Source organism: Polaromonas sp. JS666, from assembly GCF_900103405.1.
In the GTDB taxonomy this organism is placed as follows: Bacteria; Pseudomonadota; Gammaproteobacteria; order Burkholderiales; family Burkholderiaceae_C; genus Polaromonas.
On the sequence record NZ_FNHX01000012.1, the window covers coordinates 43,280 to 68,770 of the forward strand.

Consider the following 25,491-nt stretch of genomic DNA (forward strand, 5'->3'; position numbering starts at 1 on the left):
TCCTTAGGCGCGTAGCTCAGCTGGTTAGAGCACCACCTTGACATGGTGGGGGTCGTTGGTTCGAGTCCAATCGCGCCTACCAATTCCCTCGAAACGGTTCCTGTCCAGGCTTTTGCATCCATGATGCGGGCCCATCACACAGGGTAAACCAAGGGGATTGTGTACATCAGAATTCCTAGAATGTATTGAACCCCGGCGCTTGATCGCTGGCCGTCATTCAGAGGAGAAATCAGTGCCAAAAAGCAAATCCACCAGCCCGGCATCCGGCCTTCCGCCTTCACAGGGCGATGCGGCTGCCGACGGTAATTCCGGCGCCAGAAGCGGCCGGGCTGCCGGCAAGGCTGCGGCGTCCCGCGTGATCAAGAAGTACCCGAACCGGCGGCTCTACGACACCGAGACCTCGACCTACATCACGCTCACCGAGGTGCGGCAGCTGGTAATGGAGAGCGCCGATTTTGTGGTGCGCGATGCCAAGACCAACGAAGACCTGACGCGCAGCATCCTGCTGCAGATCATTCTCGAGGAAGAGACCGGCGGCGCGCCCATGTTCACCGAGGCCGTGCTGGCCAACATCATCCGTTTTTACGGCAATGCGATGCAGGGCTTCATGGGCGCCTACCTGGAGAAAAATGTCCAAAGCTTCATGGACCTGCAGGTCAAGATGGCCGAGCAGTCCAAGGGGCTGACACCTGAAATGTGGGCGCAGTTCATGAATGCGCAGTCGCCCATGATGCAGGGAATGATGGGCACCTATGTGGAGCAATCCAAGAACGTTTTCACGCAGATGCAAGAGCAGATGCAAAAGCAGAGCGAGCAGATGCTGCAGGCTTTCGGCTTGAAAAAATGAACTGAACGCGGGGCCTTGTGCCCGTGCGCATGCAGGCCGTTGAAGGCCATCCGGGGTTCACGGTTCGCCCTGACGCTTACCCTGAGACAATAGACCCCATGAGCGACGTAATTTCCCCATCCGCCCCTGCTAACGCCAAGGCCGCGCCCCGCGTTGGTTTTGTCAGCCTGGGCTGCCCCAAAGCCCTGACCGACTCCGAGCTGATCCTCACGCAGCTAAGTGCCGAGGGCTACCAGACCTCCAAAACCTTCGAGGGCGCGGACCTGGTCATCGTCAACACCTGCGGCTTTATCGACGACGCGGTCAAGGAAAGCCTGGACACCATTGGCGAGGCGCTGGCCGAAAACGGCCGGGTCATCGTCACCGGCTGCCTGGGCGCCAAGGCCGGCGAGGACGGCGGCAACCTGGTGCGCCAGATGCACCCCAGCGTGCTGGCCGTGACCGGCCCGCATGCCACGCAGGAAGTCATGGACGCGGTGCACCTGAATTTGCCCAAACCGCACGATCCTTTTGTGGACCTGGTTCCCAACGCTTTCGGCGTTGCGGGCATCAAGCTCACGCCCCGGCACTACGCCTACCTGAAAATCAGCGAAGGCTGCAACCACCGCTGCACCTTTTGCATCATCCCTTCGATGCGCGGCGACCTGGTGTCGCGGCCCATAGGCGATGTGCTTAACGAGGCGCGTGCACTGTTTGAGGGCGGCGTCAAGGAACTGCTGGTGATCAGCCAGGACACCTCGGCCTACGGCGTGGACGTGAAGTACCGCACCGGCTTCTGGGACGGCAAGCCCGTCAAGACGCGCATGCTGGAGCTGGTGCAGGCGCTGGGCGAGATCGCCGAGCCCTATGGTGCCTGGGTGCGCTTGCATTACGTCTATCCATATCCAAGCGTGGATGAAGTGTTGCCGCTGATGGCCACCGGCAAGGTGCTGCCTTACCTGGACGTTCCGCTGCAGCACAGCCATCCGGATGTGCTCAAGCGCATGAAGCGGCCGGCCAGCGGCGAGAAAAACCTCGAGCGCATTGCGCGCTGGCGCGAAATCTGCCCCGAGATCGTGATCCGCAGCACTTTTATCGCCGGTTTTCCCGGTGAGACCGAGGCCGAGTTCGAGCACCTGCTCGATTTCATGCGCGAAGCCAGGATCGACCGCGCGGGCTGCTTTGCCTACAGCGCGGTGGAGGGTGCCACTGCCAACGACATCCCGGGCATGCTGCCGATGGAATTGCGTGAAGAGCGGCGCGCCCGTTTCATGGCCGTGGCGGAGGCGGTTTCCAGCCAGAAGCTGCAGCAGCGTATAGGCGCGACCATGCAGGTGCTGGTGGATTCGGCGCCCGCGATGGGCCGCAAGGGCGGTATCGGGCGTTCTTATGCCGATGCGCCCGAGATCGACGGCGTGGTCAAGTTGCTGCCGCCCGAAAAAATCAGCAAGACGCTGAAAGTAGGCGAATTCACCCGGGCCCGCATCGTCGGAACCCAGGGCCACGACCTGGTGGCCGTGCCTGTTTGATCAAGCCGGCGCACGAAAAACCGGGCCGCAAGGCGGGGCCCGGAAACAAAAAAAGCCACTGGGTCACAGTGGCTTTAATCTTGCTTTCTTCCAGAGCTCGTTTCAGAGTCTGGCAAAGCTGTTTGGTGTATCTGGTGCCCGGGAGAGAACTCGAATCTCCACATCTTGCGATACACGGACCTGAACCGTGCGCGTCTACCAATTCCGCCACCCGGGCACAGCTAGCAGTGTACCATTACTTGAACGCATTCTGAGGCCCCGGCCCACAAATTTTCCTGAAATATTTCGGCTGCATACTCAAAACCAGCAGCCCCAACAAAAAGAGACTTTTTATCAAAACAACTCATTCCCATGCGGGCGGATCGTCCGCCCATTCCTCCGGTCTGCTCGCTGAATTCGAAGGCACCGTTTCCGGCCACCGCGACGGCCATGGTTTCGTATTGCGCGACGACGGCGAGGCCGATATTTACCTGCCGCCCAATGAAATGCGCGCGGTGCTGCACAAGGACCGCGTCAAGGCGCGCATCGTGCGGCATGACCGCAAAAACCGGCCCGAAGGCCGGGTGACCGAGATCATCGAGCGCTCTTCCAATCCCATCATCGGCCGCCTGTTGCAGGAAAGCGGCGTCTGGCTGGTCGCGCCCGAAGACAAGCGCTACGGCCAGGACGTGCTGATCCCCAAGGGCGCCACCGGCACGGCCAAGGCCGGCCAGGTGGTGGTGGTGCAGCTCACCGAGCCGCCGGCGCTATTCGGCCAGCCCGTGGGCCGCGTCAAGGAAGTGCTGGGCGAGATCGACGACCCCGGAATGGAAATCGAAATCGCGGTGCGCAAATACGGTGTGCCGCATGAATTCAGCGACGAGGCGCTGGCCCTGGCCCGCGCCTTGCCGGATGCCGTGCGGCCCGCCGACAAAAAGCACCGCATCGACCTGACCGACGTGCCGCTTGTCACCATAGACGGCGAAGACGCCCGCGACTTTGACGATGCCGTGTATTGCGAACCGGCCAAGGTCGGCCGCGGCAAGGGCTGGCGCTTGCTGGTGGCGATTGCCGACGTGAGCCACTATGTGGAAACCGGCAGCGCCATCGACATCGACGCCTATGACCGCGCCACCAGCGTGTACTTTCCGCGCCGCGTGATTCCCATGCTGCCGGAGAAACTCTCCAACGGCCTGTGCTCGCTCAACCCCAACGTCGAGCGCCTGTGCATGGTCTGCGACATGCTGGTCAATGCCAAGGGCGAGGTCCACGCCTACCAGTTCTACCCGGCGGTGATGTTCAGCCATGCGCGCTTCACCTACACCGAGGTCGCCGCCATCCTGGCCAACACGCGCGGCCCCGAAGCCGCGCAGCGCAAGGCACTGGTGCCGCACCTGCTGGATCTGCACGACGTTTACCAGGCCTTGCTCAAGGAGCGCGGTGTACGCGGCGCGGTGGACTTTGAAACCACCGAAACGCAAATCGTCTGCGATGAAGCGGGGCGCATTGAAAAAATCGTGCCCCGTACCCGCAACGTGGCCCACCGCCTGATCGAGGAGGCCATGCTGGCCGCCAACGTCTGCTCGGCCGACTTCATCTCGCAGAGCAAGCATGTGGGCCTGTACCGCGTGCACGAGGGGCCGACGCCCGAGAAGAAGGAGATGCTGCGCAACTACCTGAAGGCCGCCGGCGTCGGCATGACCATCACCGACGACCCGGAGCCCGGCGAGTTCCAGCGCATCGCGCTGGCCACCAAGGACAGGCCGGACGCGCAGCAAATCCACTCCATGCTGCTGCGCTCCATGCAGCAGGCCATCTACACGCCCATGAACAGCGGCCACTTCGGCCTGGCTTACGAGGCCTACACGCACTTCACCAGCCCGATCCGGCGCTATCCCGACCTGCTGGTGCACCGGGTCATCAAGGCGGTGCTCAACAAGGCCAAATACCAGTTGCCGACACTGCCCACGCCGGGCGAGGCCGAGGCCAAGCTGTCCAAGCGGCTGGCCTCGCGCGTCAAGGAACCCACGCAAAAGCCCAAAAAAGCCAGCGCCGACGAACTCGCCTGGCAGGCCGCCGGCCTGCATTGCAGCGCCAACGAGCGCCGCGCCGACGAAGCCAGCCGCGACGTCGAGGCCTGGCTCAAGTGCAAATACATGCGCGAGCACCTGGGCGAGGAGTTCGGCGGTGTCGTCACGGCGGCCACCGGCTTCGGCATCTTCGTCACGCTGGACGCGATGTACGTCGAGGGCTTGGTGCACATCACCGAGCTGGGCGGCGAATACTTCCGTTTCGATGAAGCCCGTCAGGAACTGCGCGGCGAGCGCACCGGCATCCGTTACGCCATCGGCACACGGGTGAGGGTGCAGGTCAGCCGGGTTGACCTGGACGGCCGCAAGATCGACTTCCGGCTGGTGAACGAAGGCCAGGACCTGGTCGGTCGCGCCATGAAGGACAAGACCGGCGGCCATGCCACCGAGCTGCCGGCCCAGGAGCGCGGCGCCGCGCGCCATGTCGCCGAACCCCGCACCGGCAAGGTCGGCAAAAAGACGGCGGGCAAGCGCACGGAGGCCCGCTCGGGCAGCCGTGGCGGCAGTCCGGGCCGCAGCGCCGGCAGCGAGCGCACGCCCAAGTCACCCATCCAGGCGCTGAAGGCCGCCGTCAAGAAGGCCGCCGGCAGCGCCGGGCGCAAGCAGGGCAAGAAGCCCCGCCGCTAGGCGTCCAGGAAAGAGCCATGGATTGTTTTTCCTATCTTCTCTCGCACAGGGCAGGCCGCGCATGCTGATCCGCATCCTGTCGTTTCTTCTGGAAACCATTTTTTTCCTGCTGATTGCCGCGGCGCTGCTGCGCGCCTGGATGAACTGGGTCCGGGTCAACATGAGCGCCCAACCGGGCAGCTTTGTCATGGCCCTGACCGACTGGCTGGTCAAGCCGCTGCGCAGGGCATTGCCCAGGTCGCTGGCGCAGTCGCGGGTGGACTGGGCCAGCGTGATCGCCGCCGCCGTGCTGGCGCTGGCCTATGCCTTGCTGTGGGCGCTGCTGTTCGGCCTGCTGCTGGGCGCGCTTGAGTGGGCGCCCGTCATCCTGCTGACGCTGCTGTCGTTCGCGCTCAAGATGCTGGTGCGCGTGGCGCTGCAAACCCTGTTCATCCTGGTGCTGGGTTTTGCCATTCTTTCGTGGGTGCAGCCCGGCTCACCGGCCTATGCCTTGCTGGGCCGCCTGACCGAGCCTGTGCTGGCGCCGCTGCGCCGGGTGATCCCCGTCGTGGGCGGGGTCGACATCTCGGCGCTGGTGCTGATCGTGCTGCTGCAGATCGCCTTGATGGTCCTGGTTTAGTGGCCTAGCGATCTAGGCATTGGCCAGCCCCGACGCCGTCAGCGCCTGGCCGCCTGCGGGCCATTCGTCCGCTATGCGGCCGTGGGCGAACACGGCGCCGCACGCCGCTTCAAAAGCTTCCAATCCTCCGGCCATACGCGCCCCCAGCATGCCGGCCAGCACATCGCCCGTGCCCGCCGTGGCCAGCAGGGCATTGCCGCTACTGTTGATGGCGCTGGCTTGTCCAGGCGCGGCGATCACGGTTCCCGAACCCTTGAGGACCACGACGCACTGAAAGCGCTCAGCCAACTGGCGGGCGTGAACCAGGCGGCCGGCTTGCACCTCTTGGGCGCTGGTCCCGGCCAGCCGGGCGGCTTCGAGCGGATGGGGCGTGAGCACCGTCGCGTAGCCGCGGTGGCGGCGGGCCGCGAGCTGGGCCTGCAGCTGCGTGTCCCCGGCGATGGCGTTGAGCGCGTCCGCGTCCAGCACCAGCCGGGGCACCGCCGACAGCACCTTGGGCAGCACGGCGCGCACGGCATCGCCGCCGCCGCAGCCGCACACCACCACCTGCCTTGCCAGGTCCAGCGCCTCCGGGGCGCGAAACATCAATTCGGGTTGTTGGGGATCCGTGCTGAGCACCGGGCTGCCGAGCAGCGCCACATACACCCGGCCGGCGCCCGCGTGCAGCGCGGCCCGCGCGGCCAGCAGCGCGGCGCCCGCCATGTGGCTGCGGGCGCTGGATTCCCCGCCCAGCACCGCCACGTCGCCGAAGCTGCCTTTGTGGCTGGCATGCGGATTGGTATGCCTGGGTGTGCGCGACGCGCGGTCGGCGCCCAGCAGCCAGGCATCGGGCGCCGGCGCGCCGGCGGTCGCCGTGCCAAGGTCGTCAAACCATACCTGGCCCGCGCAGTCGCGGCCGTTTGCGGTGAAGAGGCCCGGCTTCAGGGTCAAAAGGCTGAGGGTAAAGACACCTGAGGCTGTGGCAGGCCCGGCGTTGAAAGTTCCTGTGTCTGCATCCAGGCCGGTGGGTACATCCACCGCCAGCCGTGGGGCGGTTCCGGCCTGCATGCGCGCCAGCCAGTCCAGCATCAAGGTCGTGCCCGGCCGGGCCGGATCCAGCGCACTGCCTATGCCCAGCAGGGCGTCTATGCAGAAATCGAAGTCCTCGGGTGGCTGCGCGGCCATGGGCACGCCGGCGGCCAAGGCCCGTTCGCGCGAGGCCTGGGCGTCGGGCGGCTGGCCGGCTTTTCCGGACGGCAGGCCGGTCCAGGTCAGGGTCACGCTTTTCCCCCAGTGGTGCAGGTGCATGGCGGCCTCGAAGCCGTCGCCGCCGTTGTTGCCGGGGCCGCAGGCCACCCAGATGCGCCGCGCGTGCGGCGCCAGGGCCAGCGCCAGGCGCGCGACCGCCAGGCCGGCCCGCTGCATCAGCGCATGCGGCGGGCGGCCGGCTGCGGCCAGCCGTTCAAGTTCGCGGGTGGCCGCCACGCCGTGAAGCGGCTCGCTGTGGGCGCTGGAAATTTTTCGCATGGCCCGATTGTGCGGCCGCGGGCGCAAAAAAGGCCGGCGGGCCGGGCTCAAGCCAGGCGCGCGACGCCCAGGCCCTCCATGTCGATGTCGGTGTTTTTGCCGGCCATGAGGTCGGCCAGCGCCCGCGCGCTGCCGCAGCTGAGCGCCCAGCCGCTGGAGCCATGGCCCAGGTTGAGCCAGAGCCCGGGGATGCCGCTGTCGCCGATGATGGGCGGCCCGTCGGGCAGCATGGGCCTGGCGCCTTTCCATTCCTGCACGCTGGAGCCGGTGTTGGAGAGCTGGGCCGCGCCGGGAAACCAGTCGTGCAGAACCTTGTAAAGGGTTTGCAGCGAGGCTGCGCGCTTGTTGTCCAGCGATCCGCCGATTTCGGCGCTGCCGGCCACACGCACGCGGTTGCCCATGCGCGAAATCGCCACCTTGTAGCGTTCATCCATCAGCGCGCTGCGCGGCGCGTTCAGGGGTTCGCGAATTGGCGCGCTGATGGAATAGCCGTAGACCGCGGCCATCGGAATCTTCAGGCCCAGCGGCCGCAAAAGCTGCGCCGAAGCCAGGCCCGCGCACATGACCACCCGGTCGAAGCCGCGCGGCGTGCTTTCACCGGCGATGGCCAGGCTGGCGGGTTGCGCCTGCTCCAGCCGGGCCACTGTGGTGTTGAACTCAAAATTCACACCCAGGCGCTGGGCCTCGTTCTTCAGCAGCAGCGCAAACTGCCGGCAATTGGCCACCTCGTCGTTGGGCAGGTGCACGGCGCCCAGGAAGGGCGTGTCGGGGTTCAGCGCCGGCTCGATCTTGAGGACCTCCTCGGGGCCGATTTCCTTGAAGGCCACGCCCGCGTCGCGCAGCACCGCCAGGCCGGGCTGCACCAGCTTGCTGTCTTTTTCGGAACGCAGCAGCACCATGTAGCCGGGACTGCCGTCGTATTCGAGCTGCAGTTCGGCCGTCAGGTGGTGCAGCCTTTCGCGGCTGTAAAAAGCCAGGCGCTGCATGCGCGCGCGGTTGGCCAGGTAGGTGTCCAGCTTGCAGGCGCGAAACCATTGCCACATCCACGCGAGTTCGCTGGCCGACAGCGGCAAGCCGAGCTTGACCGGGGCGTGGCGGCTGAACAGGTGGCTGAGGACCTTGCGCGGCATGCCGGGCGCGGCCCAGGGCGTGACGTAGCCGGGCGCGACGAGGCCGGCGTTGGCAAAGCTGGTTTCTTCGGCCGCCGCGCCGCGGCGTTCGAACACCGTGACCTCGTGACCATCCAGTGCCAGTTCGTAGGCGGTGGTGATGCCGATGATGCCGGCGCCAATGACGGCGATCCTCATGCGAAGGCTCCGCGGCGGCGTGGCGTGGGTGCCGGGCGTTTGGGACGGGAAATCTTGTGGTGCATTGTTTTTTTTATGGGTGAGCAGGCCGCGAGCCCGGACAGGAGGGGTTGCGGCGGTTATTGTTGTAGCGACCGTGCCAGGGCAGCTTCCACTTGCAGGGCCAGGTCCAGCACCGCGTCGTCATGCAGGGCCGCGTGCCACAGCATCAGGCCCACGGGCAACTGGCCAGGTGTGTGGCAGGGCAGGGAAATCGCGCAACCGTCGAGCATGTTAACCACGGAGGTATTGCGCAGCAAAAGGCCGTTGACTCTAAAAAATTCGGTGTCGTCGCCCAGCAAACCGGCGATGGGCGGCGCGACCAGGGGCACGGTGGGCGACAGCACGGCGTCAAAGCCGTCCAGGCGTGCTTCCATGCGGGCTATCCAGTCCTTGCGCGCCGCCAGCAGGTCAATGTAGTCGGCCGCGCTCATCGCGGCGCCGCGCAGTATGCGCAGCGCGACACGCGGGTCGTAGCCGGCCTGGTGCTCGGCGATCAGCTTGCGGTGCCAGGCGTAGCTTTCGGCCGCCGACAGGCCGCCGGTGGCGTTGATAGCCGCTAGCTCGGTGATTTCCCCGAGCGGGATCTCCACGATCTTCGCGCCGGCCTCGCGCAAGACCTGCAGGCTGCGTTCAAAGGCCTGGGCCACCGTGCGGCTCAAGGCGTCCTGCATCAGCGTGCCGGCCACGGCCAGGCGGTAGCCGGACAGGGGCTTGCCGGTCAGCCCGACCTGGCGCGCCGCCAGCACCTCGTGCACGGTCACGGCGTCGCGCACCGATCGCGTCAGGGCGCATACGGTGTCCAGGCTGGTGGACAAGGGCAGGGCGCCCGCGGTCGGCACCAGGCGGGCCGTGCTTTTGAAGCCGACGATGCCGCACAGTGCGGCGGGGATGCGGATGGAGCCGCCCGTGTCCGAGCCCAGGCCCACCAGGGCCGCGCCTGTAGCCACTGACACCGCCGCACCTGAGGACGAACCGCCCGGGATGCGCGCCGTGGCCGGATCGGCCGGGTTGGCCGGCGTTCCGTAATGCGGGTTGATTCCCACGCCCGAGAAGGCGAATTCGACCATATTGGTCCGGCCCACCAGTGCCGCGCCGGCGGCCCGGAGCCGGGCCACCGCGGGGCAGTCGGCCTGGGCCGGGGCGGCATGCGCCAGCACTTTGGAGCCGGCGGCGGTGACCTGGCCGGCCACGTCGAACAAGTCCTTGACGGACACCGGAATCCCGGCAAGCGCCTGACCGGCATCGCCGGAGGGCGTGTTTTTCGGCGTTTCAGCCGGGTCTGCCGGCGAACCGGGCATGAAAACATGGCGGCAGGCCTCGCTTTGGGCGGCCAGGGCAGCTTGCGCCAGGATGTCCGGGGCTTGCAGATGGCCGGCCTGGAGTGCCTGGCGGACGGCATGGAGGTCGCCGGGAAGGGAGAGCTGGCTCATGGGATGGGAGGGGGCTCAGGAGAGGAGGGCTGAGGGATGTTATACTCGACAGGCTTTGCAAATGACGATTTTGTTATTTGCAATGCAAATCGCAAATCAGCCACCCAAGGTGTTGTCCCGACAAGGGCGATAAGCGCTGATTTTAGACACAACCTTTTGGAGTATTTTTATGTCGACCACTATGCGCGAAATGCTGGAAGCAGGCGTTCATTTCGGACACCAAACCCGCTTCTGGGACCCCAAGATGGCCCCCTACATCTTTGGCCATCGCAACCGTATTCACATCATCAACCTGGAAAAATCGCTGCCGATGTACCAGGAGGCGATGAAGTTCGCCAAGCAGCTGTCCGCCAACCGCGGCACCATCCTGATGGTGGGCACCAAGCGCCAGGCCCGCGAAATCGTTGCCACCGAAGCCAAGCGCGCTGGCGTTCCTTACGTTGACCAGCGCTGGCTGGGCGGCATGCTGACCAACTTCAAGACGGTCAAGACCTCGATCAAGCGCCTGAAAGAGATGAAGGCCCAGCAGGAAGCCGGCCTCGAATCCATCAGCAAAAAAGAACAACTGACCTTCAAGCGCGAAATCGAAAAGCTCGAGAAGGACATCGGCGGCATTCAGGACATGAACGCCCTGCCGGACGCCATCTTCGTGATCGACGTGGGCTTCCACAAAATTGCGATCCTGGAAGCCAAGAAGCTCGGCATTCCCCTGATCGGCGTGGTTGACTCCAACCACTCGCCCATCGGCATCGATTACGTGATCCCCGGCAACGATGACTCCTCCAAGGCCGTGGCGCTGTATGCCCGCGGCATCGCCGACGCGATCCTGGAAGGCCGTGCCAACGCCGTGAACGACGTTGTCAAGGCAGTTTCCGCCGAGAGCTCGGACGAGTTCGTGGAAGTGGACAACGCAGCCGCCTGATAGTTTTCGGCGCTGCGCCAGACGCGAAAAAGGGGCTCGCGTAGCCCCTTTTTCACAACTCAAGCATCAAGAAGGGATAGGCCCTGTCGGCCCATCCTTGTGAACACGATAAACGGAGAATCAAAATGGCAATTACTGCAAGCATGGTCGCTGAACTGCGCGCCAAGACCGACGCCCCGATGATGGAGTGCAAGAAGGCACTGACCGAGGCGGAAGGTAATTTCGAAAAAGCGGAAGAAATCCTGCGCGTCAAGCTCGGCAGCAAGGCCGGCAAGGCCGCTTCCCGCGTCACCGCCGAAGGTGTGGTGGCTGCGCACCGTGAAGGCGATGTGGGCGCGCTGGTTGAAGTCAACTGCGAAACCGACTTCGTGACCAAGAACGACAGCTTCCTGGCGTTCACCAAAGGCGTGGTCGAAGGCATCGTCAAGAACAACCCGGCCGACGTGGAAGCCGTGGGCGCCATGCCCCTGTCGCTGGACGGTTTCGGCCCCACGGTCGAAGACGTGCGCAAGGGCCTGATCGGCAAGATCGGCGAAAACATGAGCGTGCGCCGCTTCAAGCGTTTTACCGGCAGCAAGCTGGCTTCTTACCTGCACGGCACGCGCATTGGCGTGGTGGTGGAGTTTGAGGGCGACGAAGCCGCCGCCAAGGACGTTGCCATGCACGTGGCCGCGATGAAGCCCGTGTCGCTGTCCAGCGCCGAAGTTCCCGCCGAACTGGTCGCCAAAGAGCGCTCTGTGGCCGCCGCCAAGGCTGCTGAAGATGCCGCCAAGGCCCAGGCCGAAGGCAAGCCCGTGCAGTCCGCTGAAATTGTTGCAAAGCGTATCGAAGGCGGCGTGCAAAAGTACCTGAAGGAAGTCAGCCTGTATAACCAGACTTTCGTCAAGAACGACAAGCAGACCGTTGAGCAAATGCTCAAGGAAAAGGCGACCACGATCAAGTCCTTCACGTTGTACGTGGTGGGCGAAGGCATCGAGAAGAAGGTCGACGATTTCGCCGCCGAAGTCGCCGCCCAGGTTGCAGCCGCCAAGGCCGCTTAAGCACTCAGCCTAGCCGGAAGGCCGCTAAACTCCCCTTCACTTCAACCACAGAAAGCCCCTCACATGCCAGCCTACAAGCGAATCTTGTTAAAACTGTCAGGTGAGGCCTTGATGGGGGACGATGCCTTCGGCATCAACCGCGCCACCATCGTGCGCATGGTGGAGGAAATCGCCGAGGTCACCCGCATGGGCGTCGAAGTGGCGGTGGTGATTGGCGGCGGCAATATTTTCCGCGGCGTGGCGGGCGGCTCGGTCGGCATGGACCGCGCCACCGCCGACTACATGGGCATGCTGGCCACCGTGATGAATGCCCTGGCTTTGGGCGACACCATGGACAAGGCCGGCCTCATCGCCCGCGTGATGTCGGCCATCGGCATCGAGCGCGTGGTCGAACCTTACGTCCGCCCCAAGGCCTTGCAGTACCTCGAAGAGGGCAAGGTGGTTATTTTCGCGGCCGGCACCGGCAATCCTTTTTTCACCACCGACACGGCGGCAGCGCTGCGCGGCGCCGAGATAGGCGCCGAGATCGTGCTCAAGGCCACCAAGGTCGACGGTGTGTACACTGCGGACCCCAAGAAAGACCCGAAGGCCACGCGCTACACCAACATCACGTTTGATGAAGCCATGGGAAAAAACCTCGAGGTCATGGATGCCACCGCCTTCGCGCTGTGCCGCGACCAGAAGCTGCCCATCAAGGTGTTCAGCATCTTCAAGCACGGTGCGCTCAAGCGCGTGGTACAGGGAGAAGACGAAGGAACACTGGTTCACGTCTGAGCTTTCAGGGCTTGCTTTTTTTCGCCATAAAAATCCGGAGATCCGACCATGAGCATTGCTGACGTCAAGCAGCTGGCAGAGCAAAAAATGCTGCAGTCCATCGACTCGTTCAAGAACGGCCTGACCAAGATCCGCACCGGCCGCGCCAACCCCGGCCTGCTCGACACCGTGCATGTCGACTACTACGGCTCGATGGTGCCGATCAGCCAGGTTGCCAATGTGTCGCTGCTCGACGCGCGCACCATCAGCGTCTCGCCCTGGGAAAAGGGCATGGGCGCCAAGATTGAAAAAGCCATCCGCGATTCCGACCTCGGCCTCAACCCCGCGGCGCAGGGAGACCTGATCCGCGTCCCCATGCCGCCGATGACCGAAGAGCGCCGCAAGGAGCTCACCAAGGTCGTGCGTTCCGAGGGCGAGCACGCCAAGGTCGCGATTCGCAACCTGCGCCGCGATGCCAACGACGGCATCAAGAAACTGGTCAAGGAAAAGCTCGCGTCCGAGGATGACGAGCGCCGCGCCCAGGACGACATCCAGAAGTTCACCGACCGTTTCATTGCCGAAGTCGACAAACTGGTCGCCGGCAAGGAACAAGACATCATGGCGGTTTGACGCTTCAGCGTCTGGCCTGAATTGTCCATGGCCACCACCTCCCATCCGGTCCCGCGCCACATTGCCATCGTCATGGACGGCAATGGCCGTTGGGCGACCAAACGGTTTTTGCCCCGCATCGCGGGCCACAAGCAGGGCGTTGATTCGCTGAGCCGCTGCGTGCGTGCCTGCCTGGAGCGCGGCATCGGCGTGCTGACGGTGTTCGCGTTTTCATCGGAAAACTGGAACCGGCCCTCCGAAGAGGTGTCGGGCCTGATGGAGCTGCTGGCCCTGTCACTGGCCAAGGAAGTGCCCAGCCTCAATGAAAACGGCGTGCAACTGCACTTCATCGGAGACCGCGAGCGGCTCTCCGAGAAGGTCAGGGCCGGCCTGGCAAAGGCCGAGCTGGATACTTCGGCCAACAGCCGGCTGGTTTTTAATGTCTGCTTCAACTACGGCGGCCGCTGGGACATCGCGCAAGCTGCGCAGAAGCTGGCCAGCCGCGGCGAGGCCATCACCGAACTGTCGCTGGGCCGGGCCATGGCGATGGCGCACGTGCCCGACCCGGACCTGCTGATACGCACGGGCGGCGAGCTGCGCATCAGCAACTTCCTGCTGTGGCAGGCGGCCTATTCGGAGCTGCATTTTTCCGACAAGCTGTGGCCCGAGTTCGACGAGACAGCGCTCGATGAGGCGATTGCCGTTTTTCGCACCCGCGAACGGCGTTTTGGCCAGACCTCCGCGCAGGTCAGCGGCCAGGGTAACAACCACAATGCAAAGGCGGCTTGATGCTTAAACAGCGTGTCATCACGGCGATTGTCCTGCTGGCCATCCTGCTGCCCGCCCTTTTTTATTCCACCCCCCAACCCTTTTGCGCCGTGGCGCTGCTGCTGATCGCGGCGGGTGCCTGGGAGTGGGGCCGGCTCAACGGCTATGGGCAGGGCGTTTCGCTGGGGCTGGGCCTTGTGAGCGTGGCGGCCTGCGCGCTGTCCTGGTACGCCGGCCTGCTGGATAAGCCCTTGCCCATGCTCTGGGCTGCCGCCGGCGCCGCCTGGGTGCTGGCCGGCGGCTGGTTGCTGCGCAAGGGCGTGGCCGGCTGGCCGCATATTCCCAAGGCGCTGCGGCTCGCGGCGGGGCTGGTCGCGCTGTGGCTGGCCTGGCTGGCCGTCGCCCAGGCGCGTGTCGCCGGTATCAATTTCCTGCTGTCCGTGCTGCTGCTGGTCTGGGTGGCCGATATCTTTGCCTACTTCGCCGGACGCACCTTCGGCGGCCGCTTCAGCAAGGGCAAGTTGGCGCCTTCGATCAGCCCGGGCAAAAGCTGGGAGGGCGTCTGGGGCGGCATGGCTGGTGTGGTCGCGCTGTCGCTCGCATGGGCGTACGCGGGAATCGCCTCAGGCGGCGCCGGTTTTTGGGGCGAGGCCACGCTTTACAGCCGGCTGGTGGCCAGCCACGGCCTGGTGGTCATGCTTTTGGCGGTTATTTTCCTGGCGGCCATGAGTGTGGTGGGCGACCTCGTCGAATCGCTGATCAAGCGCAGCGCGGGGGTCAAGGACTCCAGCGGCCTGCTGCCCGGCCACGGCGGGGTGCTGGACCGCGTTGACGCTCTGTTACCCACGTTGCCCCTGGCGATGATGCTGGTCACCCTTTAAGTCCGCCATGTCCTTCAGCAAGCAGCGCATCACCGTTCTGGGCTCCACCGGGTCCATAGGCGTCAACACGCTGGACGTGATCGCGCGCCATCCCGAGCGTTTTGAAGTGTTCGCGCTCAGCGCGGCGACCCAGGTCGACCTGATGCTGGCTCAGTGCGTCCAGTTCAAGCCGCGCTATGCCGTGATGGCGAGCGAGCCGCATGCCCGCCAGTTGGCCGACAAGGTCAAGGCCCACCAATTGCCCGTGCAGGTGCTGTCGGCGCCCGATGCGCTGGAAATGATCGCTTCGCATGAATCGGTGGACACCGTGATGGCAGCCATCGTGGGTGCGGCGGGCCTGGCGCCTTGCATGGCGGCGGCCCGCACGGGCAAACGCCTGCTGCTGGCCAACAAGGAAGCGCTGGTGGTAGGCGGCGAGGTCTTCATGCAGGCGGTGCGCGCCGGCGGCGCCAAGCTGCTGCCTATAGACAGCGAGCACTCGGCCATCTTCCAGTCCTTGCCTGAAGACGCCGCGACATGGGGCGAGCGCGTCGAAAAAATCATCCTGACCGCCTCCGGCGGGCCCTTCCGTACCCGCGATGCCGCCAGCCTGCGCCATGTCACGCCCGACGAAGCCTGCGCCCACCCGAACTGGGTGATGGGCAGGAAAATCTCGGTCGACTCGGCCACCATGATGAACAAGGCCCTGGAGGTGATCGAAGCGAAGTACCTGTTCGGCCTGGCGCCCGAGCAGATCGAGGTCGTGATCCATCCCCAGAGCATCATCCACTCCATGGTGCAGTACCGCGACACCTCGGTGGTGGCGCAACTGGGAACGCCCGACATGCGCGTTCCCATCGCTTACGGCCTGGCCTGGCCCGACCGGGTGGTGTCGGGGGCCAAGGCCCTGGATTTCAGGTCGCTGGCCACCATGACCTTCGAAGTGCCCGATGACGCGCGCTTCCCGGGGCTGCCGCTGGCCTGGGAGGTGCTGAACGGGCCCGTGGGCAGCACCGCCGTGCTGAATGCGGCCAACGAGGTGGCTGTCGCCGCCTTTCTTGAAAAACGCATACGGTTTGACCATATTCACCATGTAAATCACGCAACTTTGGAGGCCCTGGCACCCTCAGAGGTAAGTGATATTGAAGGCCTGCTCGGTCTGGATGGGCAGGCTCGCCGCCTTGCCCTTCGCATTGCCGGACAACTGGAGCCCTGACATGCTGACCCTGGTTTCTTTCGTTGTGACGCTGGGAATCCTGATTGCCGTGCACGAATACGGACACTACCGGGTGGCTGTGGCCTGCGGCATCAAGGTCCTTAAATTTTCGATCGGATTCGGCAAGCCGATTTACAGCTGGAAGCTTAAGAACAAGTCCACCGAGTTTTCCATCGGCATGCTGCCCCTGGGCGGCTACGTCAAGATGCTGGACGAGCGTGAAGCGCCCGTCGACCCGGGCGAGCGCCACCTGGCCTTCAACACCCAGCCGCTGAAATCGCGTGCCGCCGTGGTGGCGGCAGGTCCGGCGGCCAACCTGTTGCTGGCCGTGCTGCTGTACGCCATCCTCAACTGGAGCGGCTTGCAGGAGCCCAAAGCCGTTCTCGCCAGCCCCGTGGCCGGATCGCTCGCGGAAAAAGCCGGCCTGCGCGGCCAGGAAACAGTGGCGCAGGCGGCTTTTGAAGGTGATGAACTCCAGGACGTCCGCTCTTTTGAGGACCTGCGCTGGCGCCTGACCCAGGGCGCACTTGACGGCCGTGACCTCACGCTGGTGTTAGGCGCAGACACCGCCGGCGCCGGGCAAACGGTGCGTCTGCCGCTCAGTCGCCTGGGCGCTCCCGAAGCTGATGCCCAGCTGTTCCGCAAAATCGGCATCCTGGGGCCCTGGACCCGCCCCGTGATCGGGGATGTCATGCCCGGGGGCGCGGCCGAAAAGTCCGGCCTGCATGCCGGCGATGTGGTGGTACGCATTGGCGATACTGCCATCGTGGACGGCCAGCATTTGCGTGAAACCATACGGACCTCGGTTCCGGCTTCCAGCGCGAGCGGGGCTGCGGTAGCGCCCCAGAACTGGCAGGTCGTTCGCGCCGGCCGGACGCTAGCGCTGCAGGTCACCCCGGAACTCAAGACCGTGAACGGGACGGTGGTGCCCCGTATCGACGCCTATGTGGGGACCGCGCCCGAATTCGTGACGGTGCGCTACGGCTTTGTTGACGGCCTGTGGCAAGGGGTAGTGCGGACCTGGCAGGTGTCCGCGCTCACCCTGCGCATGATGGGGAAAATGCTGACCGGCCAGGCTTCGCTCAAGAACCTCAGCGGGCCGCTCACGATTGCCGACTATGCGGGCAAGTCGGCCGGCCTGGGTTGGAGCTATTACCTGACCTTCCTGGCCCTGATCAGCGTGAGTCTTGGCATCCTGAATTTACTCCCGCTGCCGGTTCTGGATGGGGGGCACCTGATGTATTATCTTTGGGAGGGGATCACTGGCCGAGGCGTGTCTGACGCCTGGATGGACCGGTTGCAACGCGGTGGCGTTGCGATCCTGCTGGGCATGATGTGTGTTGCCCTGTTTAACGATGTCACCCGGCTCTTGGGCTAATTCCATACATTTCATGCAAAAACAAATAAATCGCTTCAAAGTTCGCGCAGTTTGCGCCATAGCCGCCGGTCTTTTTGCAGCCAGCACCGCCTGGGCGGTTGACCCTTTCACGGTGCGAGACATTCGGGTTGAAGGTCTACAGCGCGTGGAGCCCGGAACCATTTTTGCGTCGCTTCCCTTTCGTGTCGGCGAAACTTACAACGACGACAAGGGCTCGACCGCCATCCGCGCGCTGTTCGGCCTGGGGCTGTTCAAGGACGTAAGGCTGGAAGTCAGCGGCGACGTGCTGGTGGTGATTGTTGAAGAGCGTCCCACCGTGGCCGACGTGGACTTCGTCGGAACCAAGGAATTCGACAAGGAAGCGCTGAAAAAAGCGCTGCGCGAAGCCGGCATCGCCGACGGCCAGCCTTTCGACAAGGCGCTGGCCGATAAAGCCGAGCAGGAGCTCAAGCGCCAGTACATCAACAAGAGCCTCTACGGCGTCGAGGTGATCACCACCGTCACGCCGATCGAGCGCAACCGCGTTAACCTGACCTTCAGCGTCGTTGAGGGCGAGGTCGCGAAGATCAAGGAAATTCACGTTACCGGCAACAAGGCGTTCAGCGAATCCACGTTGCTGGGCCTGTTTGACCTGGACACCGGCGGCTGGCTCAGTTGGTACACCAAGTCCGACCGCTACTCGCGCACCAAGCTCAATGCCGATATCGAGACGCTGCGCTCTTACTATCTGTCGCGTGGCTACCTGGAATTCAAGGTCGAGTCCACGCAGGTCGCGATCTCCCCGGACAAACAAAGCATTGCCATCACCGTCAATGTCAGCGAAGGCGAGCGTTTTGTGGTGTCGGGCGTCAAGCTTGAAGGCAACTACCTCAACAAGGAAGAAGAGTTCAAAACCCTGGTGAAGATTGAACCGGGCGAGCCCTATAACGCCGACGAGGTGGCCGAAACCACCAAGGCTTTCACCGACTATTTCGGCACCTTCGGCTTTGCTTTTGCGCGCGTCGAGGCGGTGCCCGAGATAGACCGCAGCAACAACCGCGTCGCTTTCGTGATCCAGGCTGATCCCTCCCGCCGTGCTTATGTGCGACGCGTGAACGTGGCGGGCAACAACCGCACGCGCGACGAAGTGGTGCGCCGCGAGTTCCGCCAGTTCGAGTCGTCCTGGTATGACGGCGACAAAATCCGCCTTTCGCGCGACCGTGTGGACCGCCTGGGTTACTTCACCGACGTCAACGTAGACACGCAGGAAGTCCCCGGCACCCAGGACCAGGTCGACGTGACGATGACCGTGACGGAAAAACCCACCGGCAACCTGCAGCTTGGCGCGGGCTATTCCAGCGCGGACAGCGTGTCCCTGCTGTTCGGCATCAAGCAGGAAAACGTCTTCGGTTCGGGCAACTACCTGGGTATTGAACTCAATACCAGTAAATCCAACCGCCAGATTGTGTTGAGTACCATAGATCCCTATTTCACGGCCGACGGTATTTCGCGCACGATCGATGTTTACGATCGGACCGCCAAGCCGCTTTCCGGCCAGGGTGGCGATTACAGCCTGAAAACCCGCGGTGCCAGCATCCGTTTCGGGGTGCCTTTCACCGAGAACGATACCGTTTATTTCGGCAGCGGTTACGAGCAATTGACCATTGTTCCCGGCACCAACCTGCCGACCAGCTACCAGACCTATGCCAATCAATTTGGTTACAAAAGCGACTCGATTCCCCTGACGATAGGCTGGTCCCGCGACAGCCGGGACAGCTCCCTGGTCCCCACTATGGGCCGCTACCAGCGCGTATACGGCGACTGGGGTGTCGCCGGCGACATCAAGTTCGTGCGGACCAATTACCAGATCCAGCAGTACATTCCGCTGAACAAGCAATTCACTATCGCCCTGAACGGCGAGTTCGGCTGGGGCAAGGGCCTGAACGGCCAGCCCTATCCGCTGTTCAAGAATTACTACTCGGGCGGCCTCGGGTCGGTGCGCGGTTTCGAGCAGGGCTCTCTGGGCCCGCGCGATGCGTCCGATCTGGCTATTGGCGGACCGAAAAAACTGACCCTGAACGCCGAACTGATCGCACCATTCCCGGGCGCCGGCAATGACAGAACCCTGCGTTTGTTCGGTTTTGTCGACGCTGGCAACGTGTTCGGGGAAAAAGAGCAATACAAGCTGAATGACCTGCGCGTCTCAACCGGCGTCGGCATCAGCTGGATTTCCCCATTGGGGCCTTTGCGGCTCGCCATTGCCACGCCCCTGCGTAAAAAGCCAGGCGATAGAATAGAGCGGTTGCAATTCCAAATTGGTACATCTTTCTAATGAAGCATCTTTCACACAAAATTTTCCTCGGCCTTGTTGTCGCGTTGGCGGGCTTCTCCGCGAGTGCGCAGGAGTTCAAGGTCGGTGTCGTCAATCTGGACCGGATTTTCCGCGAAGCCAATTCCGCCAAAGCCGCCCAGACCAAGCTCGAGCAGGAATTCAGCAAGCGTGAAAAAGAACTGAACGACCTGGCGAACCAGCTCAAGACGCTGTCCGACAAGTTTGAGCGCGAGGCGCCCACGCTGGCCGAAAGCCAGCGCAACACGCGGCAAAAACAGCTGGTGGACCAGGACCGGGATTTCCAGCGCAAGCGCCGTGAGTTCCAGGAAGATCTGAACACCCGCAAGAACGAAGAACTCCAACAGGTGATTGAGCGCGCCAACAAGGTCGTGAAAACCCTGGCTGAAACCGAAAAGTACGACCTGATCCTTCAGGAATCGGTGTACGTCAACCCCAAACACGACATCACCGACAAGGTGATCAAGGCGCTGAACGCTGCCCGTTGATGGCGGGGGTGTTCACCACGATCACCATCGCCAAAACGGCAGGCGCAGTGTGACACTCCGTCTTGCCGATATCGCCCAGTTCCTCGCCGGCCTCAATGCCGAATTGATCGGCGACCCAGGCCTGCAGATTGAGCGGCTCTCCACCCTGGAGGCCGCCGGCCCCCAGGACCTGAGCTTCCTCAGTCATCCCAAATACCTGGCCAAGCTGGCGCAGTCCGCTGCGGCCTGCGTCATCGTGGCGCCTGCCGCACGGCAGGCCGCCGTAGCCCGAGGCGCCTGCATCGTGGTGGACGACCCCTACCACGCCTTCGCGCTGGTCACCCAGCTCTGGAAGCAGCGGCATGCCCCGCAGACCGCGCCGCAGATTCACCCCAGTGCCTTTATTGATCCCACCGCTTCGCTGGCCCCCGGCGTGTCGGTGGGGGCGTTTGCCTGCATTGGGGAGGGCGCGGTCATAGGCGAGGGCGCCCGCATCGCCGAGCACTGCGTCGTCGGGCGGGGCGCGCAAGTCGGGGCCGGCAGCCGCCTGTCGGCGCGCGTCACCCTGGCGGACGGTTGCCGCATCGGTGCGCGCTGCATTGTGCACCCGGGCGCGGTGATAGGCGCCGACGGTTTCGGTTTTGCCTTGCACCAGGGGCAATGGGTCAAGATAGAGCAACTGGGCGGCGTGCTGATAGGCGACGACGTGGAGATCGGGGCCAACACCTGCATAGACCGCGGCGCCTTGCAGGACACCGTGCTCGAAGACGGCGTCAAGCTCGACAACCTGGTGCAGATCGGCCACAACGTGCGGGTGGGCAAGCACACCGCCATGGCGGGCTGCGCGGGTGTGGCGGGCAGCGCCACGATAGGCGCTCACTGCACCGTGGGCGGCGGCGCCATTGTGCTGGGCCACCTGAGCCTGGCCGACCATGTGCATGTGTCGGCGGCATCCGTCGTGACGCGGTCCATCCTCAAGCCCGGAAATTACACCGGGCTCTTTCCCATCGACGACAATGCTGTCTGGGAAAAAAATGCCGCGACCCTCAAGCAGCTCCACACATTGCGCGAGCGCCTGCGGCTGGCTGAAAAAGCCATTCTGAACTCAGGACACATTGAAGAAAAATCATGATGGATATCCACCAAATTCTCAAGCAGCTCCCGCACCGCTACCCCATCCTGCTGGTGGACCGCGTACTCGAAATTGAAAAAGGCAAAAGCATCAAGGCGCTCAAGAACGTCACGATCAACGAGCCGTTTTTCATGGGCCATTTCCCGCACCACCCGGTCATGCCCGGTGTGCTGATGCTCGAGGCCATGGCGCAGGCCGCCGCCTTGCTGGCCTTTGAAACCCTGGGCGTGACGCCCGACGACAAGACGGTGTATTACTTCGCGGGCATAGACGGCGCGCGCTTCAAGCGCCCCGTCGAGCCGGGCGACCAGTTGATCATGGATGTCACCCTGGATCGCATGAAGGCCGGTATTTTCAAGTTCAAGGGCGTGACCCGCGTCGGCGACACGGTCGCCTGCGAGGCGGAACTGATGTGCACCATGCGCACCATCGCGTGAGCCGGGCCGTGACCATCCAGGCGAGCGCTACATGACCGCATCCCCTCACGCGCCGGGCATACACGCCACGGCCATCGTAGACCCGCAGGCCCAGCTCCATGAGTCGGTGAGCGTCGGGCCCTACACCATCATCGGGCCGCACGTGAAGATAGGCGCGGGCACTACTGTCGGCGCGCACTGCGTCATTGAAGGCCACACCACCATAGGCCGTGACAACCGCATTTTCCAGTTCAATTCGCTGGGCGCGATTCCTCAGGACAAAAAATACGCCGGCGAGCCCTGCGAACTGGTCATAGGCGACCGCAACACCATCCGCGAGTTCTGCACCTTCAACATCGGCTCGCCGGGCGACACCGGCGTGACGCGTGTGGGCAACGACAACTGGCTCATGGCCTATGTGCACCTGGCGCATGACTGCTCGGTCGGCAACAACACCATTTTTGCCAACAACTCCCAGCTGGCCGGCCATGTGCATGTGGGCGACTGGGTGATCCTGGGCGGCTTCACCGTGGTCCACCAGTTTGTCAGGCTGGGTGCGCACAGCATGACGGCCATGTGCTCGCTGCTGTTCGCCGACCTGCCGCCTTTTGTCATGGTGCAGGGCCAGCCCGCCGAGGCACGCTCCATGAACTTCGAGGGCTTGCGCCGGCGGGGTTTTTCGCCCGACCGTATTTCCGCGGTCAAGGCCATGCACAAGGCCTTGTACCGCGACGACCTCACGCTGGACCAGGCGCGCGTGCGCATTGCCGAGCTGACCGGGAAACACCCGGAGGCTGCGCCCGATGTGCAGATGATGCTCTCCTTCCTGGAGCACACCTCGCCGCAACGCGGCATCGTCCGGTAAGGCCCATGTCTCTCGAGACCAGCCCTCTGCCAGCCCGTGGAGAGGCTGGCGGCTCCACGGCAAGGCCCCAGGTGGCCATGGTCGCCGGGGAAACCTCCGGCGACCTGCTGGCGGGCTTGCTGCTTGACGGCCTCAAGGCCCGCTGGCCGGCGCTGTCTTCCAGCGGCATAGGCGGCCCGCAGATGGCCAGGCGCGGGTTTGAAGCGGCGTGGCCCAGCGAAAAGCTGGCCGTGCGCGGTTATGTCGAGGTGCTGCGCCACTACCGCGAGATCGTCGGCATACGCGAGCAGCTCAAACAGCGCCTGCTGGCGCAGCGTCCCGACGTCTTCGTCGGTGTGGACGCGCCCGACTTCAACCTGGACCTTGAGGCCGCGCTGAAGGCCCAGGGCATCAAGACCGTGCATTTCGTCTGCCCCTCCATCTGGGCCTGGCGCGCCGACCGTGTCGAAAAAATCCGCCGCAGCGTGGACCACGTGCTGTGCATCTTCCCGTTCGAGCCGGCCTTGCTGGCCGCCCACGGCATTGCCGCGACCTATGTCGGGCATCCACTGGCCAATGTCATTCCCCTGCAGCCCGATCGCGTGGCTGCCCGGGGCGCGCTGGGCTTGCGAGCCGAAGACACCGTGATTGCCATCCTGCCGGGCAGCCGGAAGTCGGAAATCCAGTACCTGGCCCACAGGTTTTTCGCGGCTGCCGCCCTGATCCGGCGGGCGCAGCCGGCCGTCCGCTTCGTCGTGCCCGCCATTCCCGCCCTGAAGGCCGCCATCGAACGCATCGCGGGCGAAGCCGGCATGCGAGACCAGCTGCAAATCCTCGAGGGCCAGTCGCACACCGCGCTGGCCGCCTGCGACTTCACGCTGATCGCCAGCGGCACCGCCACGCTGGAGGCGGCGCTTTTTAAACGGCCCATGGTCATCGCCTACAACATGAATTGGCTGTCCTGGCAGATCATGCGGCGAAAAAAACTGCAACCCTGGGTGGGCTTGCCCAATATCCTGTGCCGCGACTTTGTGGTGCCCGAGTTGCTGCAGGACCAGGCCAGCCCAGAAGCGCTGGCTGCGGCGGTCCTGCAGTGGGTGGAGGCAAAATCGTCGGCTCCTGACAAAATAGCGGCTGTCGAGCAAAGATTCGCCGCGCTGCACACCGAACTGCGGCGAGATACTTCAACCTTAGCGACCGATGCGATCCAGCAAATTCTTGAAAGCTGAGCAAACCGCGCTGTCCTGGGACATTCCCGGGCTGGTGGCCGGTGTTGACGAAGCGGGGCGCGGCCCCCTGATGGGGCCGGTGGTGGCCGCCGCCGTCATTCTTGACGAGCTGAACCCGATCAAGGGGCTGGCCGACTCCAAAAAGCTCACGGCCCTGCGCCGCGAAAAACTCTACGACGAAATCCGCGCCAAGGCCCTGTGCTGCTCAATAGCCGAGGCCAGCGTGGAGGAAATCGACAGTCTCAACATCCTGCAGGCCACCATGCTCGCTATGAAGCGCGCGGTGGAGGGCTTGCGCCTGAAGCCCAACAAGGTGCTGGTCGACGGCAATCGCCTGCCCACCTTGGTGATCCTGTCGGAAGCCATCGTCGGTGGCGATGCGCTGGTGCCCGCTATCTCTGCGGCCTCCATCCTGGCCAAGGTGCACCGTGACCGCTGGTGCGCCGAGTTCCACCTGGAATACCCGCAGTACGGCTTTGCCGACCACAAGGGCTACGGCACGGCCGAGCACCTGGCCGCGCTGCGCGAGCACGGCGCCTGCCCGCAGCACCGCAAGTCCTTCGCGCCGGTGGCCGAGGTTCTGCGGTGAGTTCAGGCTTTGCCTCCTCCGGCGGCGCATCCACCGAAGCCACGCACCTCACCTCGCGCGACAACCCGCTGATCAAGGACTTGCGCAAGCTGTCCCAGGACAGCACGGCCTATCGCAAGCAGGGGCGTGTCTGGCTGGAAGGCGACCACCTGTGCCGCGCGGCGCTGGCGCGCGGACTTAAACCTGCGCTGGCCGTTTTCGCCGAGTCCTATTGGCCCGCGGCACCCGCGGAATTTACGCGGGCGGCTGCCAAAAGCATCGTGATCCCCGATGCCTTGCTGCCCGAGATCAGCGGCCTGGAATCGCCCGCGCGCATGGGCTTTGTCATGGAGCTGCCCGCCGCTGCCGGCCTGCGGCCCGATGCGGCCTCGGTGATCCTGGACCGGGTGCAGGATGCCGGCAATGTCGGCTCCATCCTGCGCAGCGCGGCGGCCTTTGGTTTCAGCCAGGTCATCGCCCTCAAGGGCACGGCGGCGCTCTGGTCGCCCAAAGTGCTGCGCGCCGGCATGGGCGCCCACTTTGCCCTGCAACTGGTGGAAAGCCTGGAACCCGAGGCCCTGGCGGCCCTGGCGGTGCCCATCGTCGTCACCAGCTCGCACCATGGCGGCTTTTTGCATCAGCAAAAACTGCCCATGCCCTGCGCCTGGGCCATGGGCCACGAAGGGCAGGGCGTCAGCGACGAGCTGATGGCCAGGGCGGCGCTCAAAGTCCGCATAGACCAGCCGGGCGGCGAAGAATCGCTCAACGTCGCCGCTGCCGCGGCCATTTGTCTCTACGCCAGCTCATTGAACGTCACTGGTCCGTAAATCGACACGCAGTAGGTGAAGTTTTGTCTTCACTAGCATGAGCCGCGGAACCGGCTTTGCCGGGCCGCAGGCGGGCGGCCCCCTCGGGGGGGCAGCGACCCACACGAAGTGGGGGAGCGTGGGGCCTCGTCCCTAGGCTATAATCAGTGGCTTTTCAAAACACAGCTTCGCCCGAGCG

The 25,491-nt window shown here is 64.2% G+C and carries 24 protein-coding genes and 2 tRNA genes; 21 read left to right on the plus strand and 5 right to left on the minus strand.

From position 1 onward, the window contains the following. Window positions 1-5: 5 nt before the first annotated feature. From BLQ85_RS21030 to rimO, 3 genes are all read left to right on the plus strand, one after another. Window positions 6-82 (plus strand) — tRNA-Val (locus BLQ85_RS21030). A 273-nt stretch (window positions 83-355) separates the two neighbouring features. After that, window positions 356-847, plus strand: a complete 492-nt coding sequence (phaR, locus tag BLQ85_RS21035; RefSeq protein WP_051001938.1) for a polyhydroxyalkanoate synthesis repressor PhaR — start codon at window positions 356-358, stop codon at window positions 845-847. 98 nt (window positions 848-945) lie between these two features. Continuing rightward, entirely contained in the window at window positions 946-2,355 is a 1,410-nt protein-coding gene (gene rimO, locus BLQ85_RS21040; protein ID WP_074579924.1) for a 30S ribosomal protein S12 methylthiotransferase RimO, read from the plus strand. 132 nt (window positions 2,356-2,487) lie between these two features. Here rimO and BLQ85_RS21045 read toward each other — a convergent pair. Both BLQ85_RS21045 and BLQ85_RS24710 read right to left on the minus strand, forming a co-directional pair. Then, a tRNA-Leu gene (locus tag BLQ85_RS21045) sits at window positions 2,488-2,572 on the minus strand. Between the two features lie 4 nt (window positions 2,573-2,576). Then, the gene (locus BLQ85_RS24710) at window positions 2,577-2,786 is read right to left on the minus strand and encodes a hypothetical protein (protein ID WP_217631836.1); all 210 of its coding nucleotides are present in this window, start codon (window positions 2,784-2,786) and stop codon (window positions 2,577-2,579) included. On the opposite strand from BLQ85_RS24710, the gene rnr reads away from it, so the two are divergent. Beyond that, complete coding sequence (rnr, locus tag BLQ85_RS21050; RefSeq protein WP_074579925.1) at window positions 2,739-5,051, plus strand: ribonuclease R; 2,313 nt, start codon at window positions 2,739-2,741, stop codon at window positions 5,049-5,051. The two genes, BLQ85_RS24710 and rnr, sit on opposite strands and share 48 nt — an antisense overlap. Window positions 5,052-5,112: 61 nt before the next feature. After that, window positions 5,113-5,670: a YggT family protein gene (locus tag BLQ85_RS21055; protein WP_074579926.1), complete on the plus strand. Its 558-nt coding sequence runs from the start codon at window positions 5,113-5,115 to the stop codon at window positions 5,668-5,670. 12 nt (window positions 5,671-5,682) lie between these two features. Here BLQ85_RS21055 and BLQ85_RS21060 read toward each other — a convergent pair whose 3' ends face one another. From BLQ85_RS21060 to BLQ85_RS21070, 3 genes are all read right to left on the minus strand, one after another. Further along, on the minus strand, window positions 5,683-7,176 hold the full coding sequence (locus BLQ85_RS21060; RefSeq protein ID WP_074579927.1) for a bifunctional ADP-dependent NAD(P)H-hydrate dehydratase/NAD(P)H-hydrate epimerase: 1,494 nt from the start codon (window positions 7,174-7,176) through the stop codon (window positions 5,683-5,685). Window positions 7,177-7,223: 47 nt separating this feature from the next. Next, the gene (locus BLQ85_RS21065; RefSeq protein ID WP_074579928.1) at window positions 7,224-8,483 is read right to left on the minus strand and encodes a D-amino acid dehydrogenase; all 1,260 of its coding nucleotides are present in this window, start codon (window positions 8,481-8,483) and stop codon (window positions 7,224-7,226) included. 119 nt (window positions 8,484-8,602) lie between these two features. Then, window positions 8,603-9,955: an amidase gene (locus BLQ85_RS21070; protein ID WP_074579929.1), complete on the minus strand. Its 1,353-nt coding sequence runs from the start codon at window positions 9,953-9,955 to the stop codon at window positions 8,603-8,605. Window positions 9,956-10,124: 169 nt separating this feature from the next. Between BLQ85_RS21070 and rpsB the strand changes: the two genes are divergently transcribed. The 16 genes from rpsB to BLQ85_RS21150 all read left to right on the plus strand — a co-directional run bounded on the left by rpsB (window position 10,125) and on the right by BLQ85_RS21150 (window position 25,313). Beyond that, window positions 10,125-10,877 (plus strand): 30S ribosomal protein S2, encoded by a 753-nt coding sequence (rpsB, locus tag BLQ85_RS21075; RefSeq protein WP_074579930.1) that lies wholly within the window; start codon window positions 10,125-10,127, stop codon window positions 10,875-10,877. 125 nt (window positions 10,878-11,002) lie between these two features. Beyond that, complete coding sequence (tsf, locus tag BLQ85_RS21080; protein WP_007866399.1) at window positions 11,003-11,917, plus strand: translation elongation factor Ts; 915 nt, start codon at window positions 11,003-11,005, stop codon at window positions 11,915-11,917. A gap of 63 nt (window positions 11,918-11,980) precedes the next feature. Beyond that, on the plus strand, window positions 11,981-12,691 hold the full coding sequence (gene pyrH / locus BLQ85_RS21085; protein WP_036838012.1) for a UMP kinase: 711 nt from the start codon (window positions 11,981-11,983) through the stop codon (window positions 12,689-12,691). Between the two features lie 48 nt (window positions 12,692-12,739). Beyond that, on the plus strand, window positions 12,740-13,300 hold the full coding sequence (frr, locus tag BLQ85_RS21090; RefSeq protein WP_007866405.1) for a ribosome recycling factor: 561 nt from the start codon (window positions 12,740-12,742) through the stop codon (window positions 13,298-13,300). 27 nt (window positions 13,301-13,327) lie between these two features. Continuing rightward, window positions 13,328-14,068: a polyprenyl diphosphate synthase gene (uppS, locus tag BLQ85_RS21095; protein ID WP_074579931.1), complete on the plus strand. Its 741-nt coding sequence runs from the start codon at window positions 13,328-13,330 to the stop codon at window positions 14,066-14,068. Continuing rightward, on the plus strand, window positions 14,068-14,928 hold the full coding sequence (locus tag BLQ85_RS21100) for a phosphatidate cytidylyltransferase (protein ID WP_074579932.1): 861 nt from the start codon (window positions 14,068-14,070) through the stop codon (window positions 14,926-14,928). Before uppS ends, BLQ85_RS21100 begins: the two co-directional genes overlap by 1 nt. Before the next feature lie 7 nt (window positions 14,929-14,935). Next, window positions 14,936-16,123 (plus strand): 1-deoxy-D-xylulose-5-phosphate reductoisomerase, encoded by a 1,188-nt coding sequence (gene ispC / locus BLQ85_RS21105; protein WP_074579933.1) that lies wholly within the window; start codon window positions 14,936-14,938, stop codon window positions 16,121-16,123. Between the two features lies 1 nt (window position 16,124). Then, window positions 16,125-17,501 carry an RIP metalloprotease RseP gene (rseP, locus tag BLQ85_RS21110; RefSeq protein WP_074579934.1) on the plus strand — a complete coding sequence of 459 codons (1,377 nt, stop codon included), beginning with the start codon at window positions 16,125-16,127 and terminating at the stop codon, window positions 17,499-17,501. A 13-nt stretch (window positions 17,502-17,514) separates the two neighbouring features. After that, on the plus strand, window positions 17,515-19,812 hold the full coding sequence (gene bamA, locus BLQ85_RS21115; RefSeq protein WP_074579935.1) for an outer membrane protein assembly factor BamA: 2,298 nt from the start codon (window positions 17,515-17,517) through the stop codon (window positions 19,810-19,812). Beyond that, a complete protein-coding gene (locus BLQ85_RS21120) occupies window positions 19,812-20,318 on the plus strand; it encodes an OmpH/Skp family outer membrane protein (RefSeq protein ID WP_007866425.1) in 507 nt (168 codons plus the stop codon). Before bamA ends, BLQ85_RS21120 begins: the two co-directional genes overlap by 1 nt. Window positions 20,319-20,367: 49 nt before the next feature. Further along, complete coding sequence (gene lpxD, locus BLQ85_RS21125) at window positions 20,368-21,429, plus strand: UDP-3-O-(3-hydroxymyristoyl)glucosamine N-acyltransferase (RefSeq protein ID WP_074579936.1); 1,062 nt, start codon at window positions 20,368-20,370, stop codon at window positions 21,427-21,429. Next, window positions 21,426-21,866, plus strand: a complete 441-nt coding sequence (gene fabZ, locus BLQ85_RS21130; protein WP_007866435.1) for a 3-hydroxyacyl-ACP dehydratase FabZ — start codon at window positions 21,426-21,428, stop codon at window positions 21,864-21,866. Before lpxD ends, fabZ begins: the two co-directional genes overlap by 4 nt. Before the next feature lie 31 nt (window positions 21,867-21,897). Beyond that, window positions 21,898-22,710 carry an acyl-ACP--UDP-N-acetylglucosamine O-acyltransferase gene (gene lpxA / locus BLQ85_RS21135; protein WP_074579937.1) on the plus strand — a complete coding sequence of 271 codons (813 nt, stop codon included), beginning with the start codon at window positions 21,898-21,900 and terminating at the stop codon, window positions 22,708-22,710. A gap of 5 nt (window positions 22,711-22,715) precedes the next feature. Continuing rightward, window positions 22,716-23,918: a lipid-A-disaccharide synthase gene (lpxB, locus tag BLQ85_RS21140; protein WP_256375448.1), complete on the plus strand. Its 1,203-nt coding sequence runs from the start codon at window positions 22,716-22,718 to the stop codon at window positions 23,916-23,918. Next, entirely contained in the window at window positions 23,890-24,507 is a 618-nt protein-coding gene (rnhB, locus tag BLQ85_RS21145) for a ribonuclease HII (RefSeq protein WP_074579939.1), read from the plus strand. Before lpxB ends, rnhB begins: the two co-directional genes overlap by 29 nt. Continuing rightward, entirely contained in the window at window positions 24,504-25,313 is an 810-nt protein-coding gene (locus tag BLQ85_RS21150; protein WP_074579940.1) for a TrmH family RNA methyltransferase, read from the plus strand. The genes rnhB and BLQ85_RS21150 overlap by 4 nt, the downstream gene beginning before the upstream one ends. The last annotated feature ends 178 nt before the right edge of the window (window positions 25,314-25,491 follow it).

What these genes read in the sequence shown, in the direction of transcription:
- BLQ85_RS21070 (WP_074579929.1), bottom strand. Translation starts at nt 9,955, where the DNA reads ATGAGCCAGCTCTCCCTTCCCGGCGACCTCCATGCCGTCCGCCAGGCA.
- rseP (WP_074579934.1), top strand. Translation starts at nt 16,125, where the DNA reads ATGCTGACCCTGGTTTCTTTCGTTGTGACGCTGGGAATCCTGATTGCC.
- BLQ85_RS21100 (WP_074579932.1), top strand. Translation starts at nt 14,068, where the DNA reads ATGCTTAAACAGCGTGTCATCACGGCGATTGTCCTGCTGGCCATCCTG.
- BLQ85_RS21055 (WP_074579926.1), top strand. Translation starts at nt 5,113, where the DNA reads ATGCTGATCCGCATCCTGTCGTTTCTTCTGGAAACCATTTTTTTCCTG.
- lpxB (WP_256375448.1), top strand. Translation starts at nt 22,716, where the DNA reads ATGTCTCTCGAGACCAGCCCTCTGCCAGCCCGTGGAGAGGCTGGCGGC.
- frr (WP_007866405.1), top strand. Translation starts at nt 12,740, where the DNA reads ATGAGCATTGCTGACGTCAAGCAGCTGGCAGAGCAAAAAATGCTGCAG.
- rpsB (WP_074579930.1), top strand. Translation starts at nt 10,125, where the DNA reads ATGTCGACCACTATGCGCGAAATGCTGGAAGCAGGCGTTCATTTCGGA.
- lpxA (WP_074579937.1), top strand. Translation starts at nt 21,898, where the DNA reads ATGACCGCATCCCCTCACGCGCCGGGCATACACGCCACGGCCATCGTA.
- BLQ85_RS21120 (WP_007866425.1), top strand. Translation starts at nt 19,812, where the DNA reads ATGAAGCATCTTTCACACAAAATTTTCCTCGGCCTTGTTGTCGCGTTG.
- rnhB (WP_074579939.1), top strand. Translation starts at nt 23,890, where the DNA reads ATGCGATCCAGCAAATTCTTGAAAGCTGAGCAAACCGCGCTGTCCTGG.
- BLQ85_RS21060 (WP_074579927.1), bottom strand. Translation starts at nt 7,176, where the DNA reads ATGCGAAAAATTTCCAGCGCCCACAGCGAGCCGCTTCACGGCGTGGCG.
- ispC (WP_074579933.1), top strand. Translation starts at nt 14,936, where the DNA reads ATGTCCTTCAGCAAGCAGCGCATCACCGTTCTGGGCTCCACCGGGTCC.
- fabZ (WP_007866435.1), top strand. Translation starts at nt 21,426, where the DNA reads ATGATGGATATCCACCAAATTCTCAAGCAGCTCCCGCACCGCTACCCC.
- rimO (WP_074579924.1), top strand. Translation starts at nt 946, where the DNA reads ATGAGCGACGTAATTTCCCCATCCGCCCCTGCTAACGCCAAGGCCGCG.
- tsf (WP_007866399.1), top strand. Translation starts at nt 11,003, where the DNA reads ATGGCAATTACTGCAAGCATGGTCGCTGAACTGCGCGCCAAGACCGAC.
- BLQ85_RS21065 (WP_074579928.1), bottom strand. Translation starts at nt 8,483, where the DNA reads ATGAGGATCGCCGTCATTGGCGCCGGCATCATCGGCATCACCACCGCC.
- bamA (WP_074579935.1), top strand. Translation starts at nt 17,515, where the DNA reads ATGCAAAAACAAATAAATCGCTTCAAAGTTCGCGCAGTTTGCGCCATA.
- pyrH (WP_036838012.1), top strand. Translation starts at nt 11,981, where the DNA reads ATGCCAGCCTACAAGCGAATCTTGTTAAAACTGTCAGGTGAGGCCTTG.
- uppS (WP_074579931.1), top strand. Translation starts at nt 13,328, where the DNA reads ATGGCCACCACCTCCCATCCGGTCCCGCGCCACATTGCCATCGTCATG.
- BLQ85_RS24710 (WP_217631836.1), bottom strand. Translation starts at nt 2,786, where the DNA reads ATGGCCGTCGCGGTGGCCGGAAACGGTGCCTTCGAATTCAGCGAGCAG.